The 9,840-nt window shown below is 62.3% G+C and carries 5 protein-coding genes; 2 read left to right on the top strand and 3 right to left on the bottom strand.

Annotation, left to right across the window (positions count from 1 at the left end):
• The 3 genes from ACOADB_RS01110 to ACOADB_RS01100 form a co-directional block, all read right to left on the bottom strand.
• Window positions 1–1,658: DNA methyltransferase (locus tag ACOADB_RS01110; RefSeq protein WP_378596081.1), on the bottom strand; the 1,658-nt coding region annotated here is incomplete at its 3' end.
• Window positions 1,655–4,975: a helicase-related protein gene (locus ACOADB_RS01105; RefSeq protein ID WP_378596080.1), complete on the bottom strand. Its 3,321-nt coding sequence runs from the start codon at window positions 4,973–4,975 to the stop codon at window positions 1,655–1,657. The genes ACOADB_RS01105 and ACOADB_RS01110, both read right to left, overlap by 4 nt.
• Window positions 4,976–5,108: 133 nt before the next feature.
• On the bottom strand, window positions 5,109–5,303 hold the full coding sequence (locus ACOADB_RS01100; protein WP_378596079.1) for a hypothetical protein: 195 nt from the start codon (window positions 5,301–5,303) through the stop codon (window positions 5,109–5,111).
• Window positions 5,304–5,803: 500 nt separating this feature from the next.
• On the opposite strand from ACOADB_RS01100, the gene ACOADB_RS01095 reads away from it, so the two are divergent.
• On the top strand, window positions 5,804–7,330 hold the full coding sequence (locus ACOADB_RS01095; protein WP_378596078.1) for a 3'-5' exonuclease: 1,527 nt from the start codon (window positions 5,804–5,806) through the stop codon (window positions 7,328–7,330).
• 3 nt (window positions 7,331–7,333) lie between these two features.
• Window positions 7,334–9,840: protein kinase domain-containing protein (locus tag ACOADB_RS01090; protein ID WP_378596077.1), on the top strand; the 2,507-nt coding region annotated here is incomplete at its 3' end.

Below are 9,840 nucleotides of genomic sequence, written 5' to 3'. Positions count from 1 at the left end.
CACAGCCCCTTGGTATGCGCGAAGTACGACAACACCTTCGCGTGCCACCCCGTCACGTAGTCCAAAGTTCCGTCGAACCGACTACCCCAGGCGACTTCCAGATCAGCACTTTGATCGCGTGTACGGGTTCTTCGCCCTGCGAACGGGGGGTTCCCTGCAACGATGACACTCTCTGTCAGTGGACAGATCGCATGCCAGTCCGTGCGCAGCGCATTAGCGACGACGATCTTCGCGGACTTCTGAATCGGGAGCCGCTCTGGCGCAACTCCAAACCGCTCCTTCATTCTGAGATCGCACTGACGGTCCATGAGGAACATGGCGGTCTCCGCGATCCGCGCGGGCCACTCGTCGATCTCAATGCCATAAAAATGGTCAAGCGTCACCTTGAGTAGGTGGGTCCAGTCGGCATCGAGGGTGGCCGCATCCTCTCCTTGCTGGATGTCCGCAAGCGCGCCCATGAGCTCCAGTTCAAGCGCTCGCAACTCGCGATAGGCGACGATGATGAAGTTGCCGCAACCACAAGCAGGATCCATGTAGCGGATCTCGCCAAGCTTCTTCCACAGGACATTGAGCGCATTCACGCGCTTCTTGGCAGAATCCCGCGCAAGCGCAACGTCGAACTCGGTCCGTAGTTCGTCGAGGAAGAGCGGGTTGAGCGTCTTGAGGATGTTCTCCTCAGACGTGTAATGCTCGCCCAACTCGCGGCGCGTCTGGGCGTCTCGGACCGACTGGAACATAGAGCCGAATATGGCCGGACTGATAGTGGACCAGTCGACCGCGCTTGCATCGAGAATGGCCTTACGGAAGTCGTTATCGAGGTCAGGCAGAGTGATCGTCTCGTCGAAGATGCCGCCATTGACGTAAGGGAACGCTGCCAGCTCCGGCGCCAGGCCAGCTCGGTCACCAGGAGACGTGTTGAGGGCGCGGAAGAGTGCGTTGAGTCGGGCAGCGATGTCGGATCCGTCGCGCTCTGTGTCGTCCTTTATGAAGTCCTGGAAAAGATCAGGAAGCGGCTCACCCGAAGAGTCTTTCCACATCTCGGTGTCATCACCGAAGAGCAGGAAAAGCACGCGCGCAAGGCTGACCGAGATCTCATGGTCGCGCTTCTTGGGATCAGAGCCGGGCGCGTACCCCTTCTCGACTGCGGCGTACATCTGGGCCATGAGCTTGGATGCACGCTTGGTTTCGTTCTTGGTTTCGACATCGAAGGCTCCGCGAACTCGCGAGAGCAGATCGTTGACATCGAGGACCACGTCGCTCGGCAGCCGAATGGCATCAAGCTTCATCACGAACTGCGGGTCGGGGCTGCCGACCCTGTGAACGTGACGGGCGGGCCGTGAGATGACTCCCGCGCCCTTGGCGGTGCGCGATGGCCAGCGCCACACCTGCTTGTCTCCATCGTGGAAGATCACCAGGCGGTTCGTGGAGTTCTTCGCGATGGCCTGGTCGAACTTCGCTTCCGCGGCGGAGCCAGGAAGGGCCGGGACTTCCCAGACCCGAACTCCCTTGAAGGAGGAGACGTTGGTCGCCTTCACCGTGGAACCATCGTCGAGCTCGATCTCGATGGGCGCTTGATCTGGACTGTGCCAAAACAGGTCAACACGGAACAGTTTGCTGAAGTCGCCCTTGTCGGCTTCCGCGATGAGTCCGTCGGTCATCGCGGCGTCACCCCAATCGAGCACACGATCTTGATCTCATCCTTCTCGGTCGAACCGATCACCAGCCGCTCCTCGTCGTGGAGCTGCTTCACCATGTCGGCCAAATCTTGGTCGGAATACTTGCTGCGCCGTGCCTGCCGAAGGCGGATGTTGGCGTACTCAGTCAAAGGGCGATCCATCATGGCCTCCAGCGCCACACTTGCATCGGCTCCATAGATCGTTCCGCCCAGGCGTTCGACCGCCCACTTGCGGACCCCGCGAAGGTTTCCGACCGCCACCATCTCGTTGCTGAGTTTGCCCTTGATCAGACCCGACTCACGTCCGAAGTGGTCGGGGCGGAGTGCGGCAGTCGGAGTGGTCTCCTGAGCACGGAAGATGTGGAGTGCTTCGAGCGGAGTCAGCAATCGCTCGATCATTTCGCCGCCATCGGGGTTGTCGAACGAAGCAGCGAAGGCGTCGACGCCCGACGTCGTGCTCGCGAAAGTGGTGACGCCGGTCTTCGTCTCGTGGTCGTACGGTTCGCGAGTGCTGTGAATGAGGTCCTGCATCTTGAGAACCTTCCCTGCCAGGTCTGGCTTGTCGTCCTTCACGCGTGACCAGACCAGCCAGGCCTCGCTAACGGCATCTGCTTCGCCCTCGTCCTGGTCCAGTTCATCCTCTGACGGGACGGCACCCTTGTAGAGATCATCAAGAAGGTTCACTTCCTTGGCATCTCCGAAGAACCGCTCATCGGAGCCGAACGCAGCGGCGTTGTCGCCGAGACGCTGCCTGATCCGTTGGCGTAGCTGGATTGCTTGTTCGACCTTCTCGTGGGTGATGAGGTAGATGAAGACCGAGTCTGACTTCTGACCCACTCGGTCAACACGTCCCGCACGTTGGATGATGCGGATGATCGCCCACGGAAGGTCGTAGTTCACGACGATGTGGGAGTCCTGAAGGTTCTGTCCCTCGGACAGCACGTCAGTCGCAATGAGGACGTCGATCGGGTCGACGACAGACGTCAGATCGTCTTCGTCGCCGGGAAGCCGGTTGCTGTTCGGCGAGAACCTTCGAGCGATCGCGGCGGGATCTTCAGAATCCCCGGAAGCAAGACCGACGTTCGGAATGCCGGCGTCCTTGAGTGCCTGCGCGACATACATGGCCGTGTCGGCGTACTCGGTGAAGACCAAGACCTTGTCACCCGCATGCTTGTCGCGGAGAAGGTCGACCAGTGCATTGACCTTCGAATCCTTAGCTGCGTCCCACGGGCCAAAGCTGTCGAGCAGTTCGGTGATGATCCGGTTATCACGTTGGAGGTCCTTCTTCAGCGTCGGCTTGAATAGCTTCGTCGCCAGCCACTTCGTCGAGGACGGCAGGCGGCGCTGGAGTTCGCGATACTGGGACTCCAGGCTGCCGTACATGTCCTCGTCCTCTTCGAGGTCATCGTCCGACACCATGAACTGGTGGTCGCTGAAGCTTCCGAGGGGCACGTCTAGATCGTTCTCGATCGCATAGATGAAGAGCTCGTTCCGGGCGCGCTGTCTCTGCAGACTGAGGATGAACGAGTGGCCGGAAGACGACAGTCGCTTGAAGAGGCCGATCCTGACGAACCCACTGACATTGCCGCGGCCCGATCGGATGTCAGCCAGGATCTTGGCGTCCTTATCCGAGTGGACGGCCTTGGGGTCGTCGTAGTCGGCAAGGCGATAGCGAGGCAGAGTGAGGTCACGGACCGCGTCAAGGGTGCCCTCTTCCTCCATCAGCTTGGCCGGGTCGTCATCGGCGAAGTCGTGGCTCAACGGGCGAGGCAACCGGGTCGGGAAGTGGAAACGCTGACCGTTGGCGAACTGAAGGTACTCGCGCTCCTCCGTCTTGCCATTCGGGAGAGTGACGGTCTCCTTCTTGGCGGTGCGCTTGATGAACGAGCGTGTTCGCCGAACGAGGTGATCGCTCATCAGGCGCTTCCAGTCCTCAGGCTCTTCGGATCTGCGGAATGCGGCCAACGTTGTGATCTTGCCGTCGACCTTGTCGATGAGGGCGGGGTCCTTGGCCATCGCAGCGGTGGGCTGGATGCCGAGATCCTCGTCATCGTCGATGTAGAGGCCGATCTGGTTCGCCACGTCGGCGAAGGCGAGGTTGTAGGGAGTCGCGGTGAGCAGCAGAACCTTCGAGCCGTTGCGACGGACGTAGTCCTGGATCGCCTCGGAGGCCTTCGTGCTGTTGTTCCGCAGGTTGTGCGACTCATCGCAGATGACCAGGTGAAAGCGCTTGAGCTCCGGCAGCCTCTTGTCTGCCATCGAGTACGGGACTACCCGCGCCCCCACAAGCCCGTACCTCTCGAGGTGCTCCTCCCACATGTGCTGCAAGTTCTTGGGGCACAGAACCAGCGTCGTGTAGTCCTCGGCGGCTTCGAGCATGAGAGCAGTCGCGACAGCGGTCAGGGTCTTGCCGAGGCCGACCACGTCGCCGAGCATCGTGCCGCCGCGCCGGACAATCCGGCGGGCGAGCGTGCGTACAGCCGTCTCTTGATAGTCAAGGAGGAGGTTCTGCATCGACGGCGGCAGGACGTAGCCCATCCCCTCGCGCGCGTCCTCGGACAAGCTGTAGCAGACCCTGAGGTAGACCTCGTACGGCGTCGGCTGAGAGTCAGATGCCCAGGACTCTTCGATCAGCTCGATGATCTCCGCCGTGATCTCGAGGGAGAAGTGGTCATCCCATCGGTCCGTGAACCAGTCTGCGAGCTTCTTCGAGGCATCGTCGTCCTTGACGTCGATGTTCAGTTCCAGGTTCCGAAAGAGCCCTGCGTTCGTCAGGTTCGAAGAGCCGACGTATGCGCGCCGCTCGGCCATCTGATTGCCAGGCGCATGGAAGATGTATGTCTTTCCGTGCAACGGGGCGCTCGTGAAGACCTTCATCTGCACGGCCCCTGACTCAAGGTGACTCTTGAGCTGCTGGAGCGTGCGCTGCTCCGCCTCTGACGGCAGCCCACGCATCAGTTGAGTCCGCAGGTGCTTGACGAGCTGCTCCTTGGCAGCGAGCGCTTTGCCCATGTCGTTCATGTCCGAGCCGTAAGGCGGTGGCTGAACAGCGTCCTGCAGCGCCGACAGCATGAGTGCCGAGTCAGCAGGCATGACCATGCCGATCAACACACGCGCGATGGAGGGGTCTCCGGGCTGACGATTCTCAAGCTTGCCGTCGACGATGTCGGCGAAACTCGCCCATCCGCGCAGGTCGAAGTATCCCGTCGCCACATCGCAGGTGTCGAAGTTGGACAGCGCGGACTGGAGGGCAGGACCAATCGCGGACTCCGTCTTCAGGTTGTCGAAGATGTCCGGCACAAGTCCTCCAGAGATGGTTGGTTCGCTCCGTCGAACCCTACCGACGGCTACCGACAAAATGGTTCGCATCCCGCACGATCTCTCGTCTGCGCCGGGCACAACGACCATCTATGTCCGATTGCGCAGGCGTCGCTCACAAAATGTCGATGACGATGGTCGGGCGAGGCGGCGGCTCCGCGTCGACAACCTGCGTCCAACGCAAGATCCACGCCGGGTCGAAGCCGACGATGTGCGATACGAGAGCGACCGTCTGGCCCCCAAACGCCTGCTTGAGCGCTTGCCTCAGGAGGAGCGGCTTCTCATCAACGACCTCAACGGGCTCATTCATCTCCCGCCCCCGACGACGATTCAATGTGACCCACCACGCCGATGCCGAACCGATCCACGGTCCGGGTGGCAATGAGGACTAGGCCTTCTTCTCCGTGCCCTGCGGCCCGATGCGTCGCGACCGCCACTTCTTTGGATCGTCACGAAAACTCACAGCATCTGGCAGGACGACGAGCGAGTCAGGAGTTGGCCGGCTTCCCCGGTCGATCTGTGAGAGGAACGACTGGGTGAAGTCGAGTTGCTTCGCGAGCGCGGTCTGAGGGAGGCCGACGATATGACGGGAGCCGTCTGCCGCTGCCCGGCGAGCGGTGGGGAACCTCAAGAGCCATTCTCTTCCTCGCTGGACTCGGCCTTGAGAAGTCCTCATCGTCGTCCGATCCAGCGAACTTGGTGGCGCCAGCGGCGCAGCTCGGATCATTTATGCGAACGCACCCAAATCCCCCGCGCGTGGTTCTAAGCTGCGACTCTAAAGTTGCTTGCGAGGACGGGGTGGAGCAAGGCATGGGTCTCGGCCAGTCAGAGCTCTTCGCGTCCGCTGAGCAGGCCCTATTGCATGCCGGGGCCGACGTTTGGATTACAGACTCGGACGCTCTGCCTGCGGTGGTGGCGAACCATCCTCGGTGTGGCCTCATCGCAATCGACCAGTTCGCCGCCGATGACGCAGCGGTCGCGCTCAACCGCAGGGTGGCGACGTTGCGCTCCGCAGTCCCCGAGCTGGCGCGCACACAGGTGCTGCGGCAACTTCTGGACGTCGAACGCTCCGCGGATGTGGCTGAAGGCGCGTGGCTGTGCGATCTACCTGATCGCGAATACGACCCAGACGCCACCCGGGCTCTGGCGGAATACTTCGGCCCCAGGGTGACGGTCGAAGTGCCGGTGCGGGCACCCATGCGCGACTCCGGAGCGACAGACCGATTAGTGCATCGAATCCGTCTCGACGCACAGCAGGCAGAAGCTGCCCTTCGGGACGTGGACGGCATGCTCGTGATCACCGGTCCGCCGGGGAGTGGCAAGACTCTCGTGCTGTGTGCACGCGCCAACCGGCTGGCCAAGCAGCACCCTGACTGGGACATCCGCGTGCTCTGCTACAACCGGATGCTGGTTCCCTACCTCAGGAAACTCACCTCGGAGCATCCAAATGTTCGCGTCAACACGGTCGGGAACTTCTCAGCCTCTCTAGGCGTGCAAATGTCGCTCACCGATCCGGACCGTGCGTGGCGGGACCTTGACGCGGCCGTGCGGAGGGGTCTTGTCCCGGCAATCGACGCCGTGCTGATCGACGAGTGGCAGGACTTCTACCCAGCTTGGACCGCTCTAGCCGAGCGCGTCCTTCGACCGGGGCGAGGCGGGATGGTTGTGGCAGGTGACCCCAAACAAGCGCTTTACCACGACCTCGGCATGAACAAGCCCGTCTCGCTTCCTGTGGAGACCCTCACCCTAGATCGTCCTTATCGCTCAACCCGTCAGATCCTCGATGTCACCTCGGCGCTCGGCAAACAACTAGACATCAAGGGCCGCGATCACGCCTTCGAAGGCGAGCCGGTCGACCTCGTGTGGGCGACCACCAATGCCGACCAGGCAGCCTCAGTCGCCCGCGACGTCGCGCTGCTCCTCCAGGACGGCGCTCGTCTGCCACAAGACATCGGGGTCCTGGCGACCCGCAAGTGGGCCATGGGTGGGGTGGCCCGCGCCCTGGATGAGGCTGACGTGCCATGCCGAGTCGTCTACCCCAGCCAGGCGGACACCCTCGATCTGACGGAACCCAAGGTCAAGATCCTCACCGTGCACTCCGCCAAGGGGCTTGAGTTCGACGTCGTCTTCCTCGTGGGGCTCGAGCAGCTTCCCGACCCAGACGGCACCGACGAAGTCGACCGCCAGGGGCGCACCGGATACGTCGGCGCCACTCGTGCCCGGGACCAACTCGTCCTCAGCTACTCCAAGGACAACGCCTACCTCGAGCGCATTCGGACCCTGCCCGAAGCCACCCTGCGCCGCTGGGTTTGGCCCGACGACTATCCGGAGGCGTAGCAAGTGGCTGACCTGAGGGTGAAGGACGAGTGGGTCGGGCCTGGTGAGAAGAAGACCGCCGAGCATCTGCGCGACACCCTGCCAGACGACTGGGTGATCTTCGCCGGACGCAAGCTCGCCGGCGAGAACCGCGATGACGTTGACCTGATCGTCGTAGGTCACGGCAAGATCTTCGTGTTGGACGAAAAGTCCTGGGGCCCTCGGCTCGTGGTGGACGACAGCTATTGGTATGTCAACAGCCGGGCCAGGCAGAACCCGATCGGTCGCGTGGGTCAACTCTCGCGCAAGCTGGCGACCAAACTGAAAGATCACGCGAAGGGCTACAAGCAGGTCCCCGGCAAGCGGGTCGTGCCCGGGATCGTGCTCAGCCACGACAACCTCCAGATCCTGAGTGGCCTCAACCACGACATCAGCGAGCACGTCTGGCAGCTGTCGGCGGCTGGGGCGGAAATGCTAAAGATAGACAAAGCCGAAACGCCGCTCGGTCACGCTCGCAAGGCCGTCATCGCCTACCTCGATGACCTTCCAGCGGGCGGCAAGATCCAGATGCTCGGTGACTTCCGAGTGGACAACCGGATGGCCGTTCCTGGCAAGGAACAGGCCTACGAAGCTGTCGATTCTTCCGACCGTCCCGTCGTGCTCAAGTGCTATCCAGTGGCCGCACTGGAGGAGCTCGGGGACCCAACCGAGTTTCTGCGACGCGAAACCAAGGCGCTCAACAAGCTCGCTGAATCCGGCCGAGCCTGGCAAGCACTTCCGTTCTTCCGCGACGAGGCCTACGGCCTCTTCGTGGTTCCTGTCGTCAGGCCGCCCAACGCGCGGAGCCTGGCCAAGAGTCTGAAGGACCTTGACCCGGAGCGCCCCGCAGGTCGACTGCCCGACGACATCGCACGCAACCTGGTTGTTGACGCCTACACCGCGCTCGCCGAAGTCCACGCCGAAGGACTCGTCCACCGCGCCCTGGACCCCGGACGAATCTGGCTTGGGCGCGCGCTGAGGGTCATGTTCAGCGACTTCCACCTGGCCCGCATCGACAACGCGCAGACGATCGTTGCGTGGGAACCCGACGAAGACAGCAGCAATGACTACCGGGCTCCGGAGTGCGCTGTGAGCCTGGCTACGGCGACACCTAGGTCGGACGTGTTCAGCCTTTCGATGTGTCTCATCGAGTGGCTGCTGGGAGAGTCTGCTCCTGAGCTGACGATCGAGCAGATGCAAGCGAAGTTGCTTGATTCCTACCCTTGGGCGTCACCGATGGCAGTTGCGCTGGAGGATGCCGGATCACGTCCGAGTGCCGAGGAGTTGATGCTTAGTCTCACGCCGAAACCCAAGTCTCTGACGGAGGCCCACAGCACGGCAACTAACGAATTCACCCCGGGTGGCGTGGTGGGTGACCGCTACCGCATTGAGGAAAAACTGGGCGAGGGCGGCTTTGCCGTCACGTGGAAGGTCTTCGACACGTGGCCCGGACACCACAAGGTGCTCAAGCAGTTCAAGGTGGCGATGCCTGAGACGCTCCGAGAGGAGTATCAGGCAGCCAACCAGCTCAACCATGATTGCTGTGGTCGCGTTTACGACATCCAGATCGACAAGACCCCGCCTTACCTAGTGCAGGAGTACGTGGAGGGCCAGAGCCTCGACGTGGTGGGGATCGACCGCTCGCTGAAGGAGCTCCGTCAGATCGCCGAGCATGTCCTCACGGCCCTTGCCTACGTCCACGGCAAGGACCTTCTGCACGGCGATGTCACACCGGCCAATATCGTGGCCGCCAATGACGGCAGCGGGATTGCCAAGCTCATTGACTTCGGCCTCGCGACACCCCGTGGACAACGACCGCAGGGCTGGACCCCCAAGTTCGCCGCACCCGAGGTGCTTAACGGGAAGCCGGCAAAACCTTCTAGCGACCTCTTCGGCTTCGCCGCGAGCCTCGCCTTCGCCATGCTCGGACGACCCATCACCCGCGTCACAGACGGTCGGGTTGAGATCGTCCCACTCACTCCAGACGACCGCCAGGTGTGGGGAAACGAAGGAGAGGCCTTCCTGCAGGCGCTGCTCAAGGGCGTACAGCTTGATCCAGCCGACCGACCCGCGAGCGCTACGGAGTTCTTGAACCTCGTTCGTGCCGCTCGTCCAGCGACTCCGCTCGCTCCATCCGTCACTCCCGGCCCTTCACTCGAACTCACGGAAGTCCACAACGAGGCCGTGACATCGATCCGGCGTCTCTACCGCGGGAGCGTCGCTGGCAACGGCGGTAACCGCGGGCTGGACGATCCGTTTGCTGTGGACACTTACGTGCCAACAGCGCTCGACACCCAGCTCCTTCCCCGGGTGCTGGCCGGTGAGCTCGACGTCGTCCTCCTTAGCGGCAACCCCGGCGACGGAAAGACCGCTGTCCTGGTGACGCTAGGCGACCAGCTACGCTCAGCGGGCGCAAACATTGAGCACCAAGACGAGGCTGGCTGGCGGATGCGGCTAGGGCGTGTCTCCCAAGTCCGCGCCGGTAGGGCTGT

This window comes from Nocardioides sp. CPCC 206348 (assembly GCF_048654705.1).
Classification (GTDB): Bacteria; Actinomycetota; Actinomycetes; order Propionibacteriales; family Nocardioidaceae; genus Nocardioides.
The sequence above is the reverse complement of the archived record's forward strand: the minus strand, read 5'-3'. Positions and strand labels throughout refer to the sequence as shown.

Excerpts from the sequence above, each read along its gene's own strand:
- ACOADB_RS01100 (WP_378596079.1), bottom strand. The coding sequence starts at position 5,303 with ATGAATGAGCCCGTTGAGGTCGTTGATGAGAAGCCGCTCCTCCTGAGG.
- ACOADB_RS01095 (WP_378596078.1), top strand. The coding sequence starts at position 5,804 with ATGGGTCTCGGCCAGTCAGAGCTCTTCGCGTCCGCTGAGCAGGCCCTA.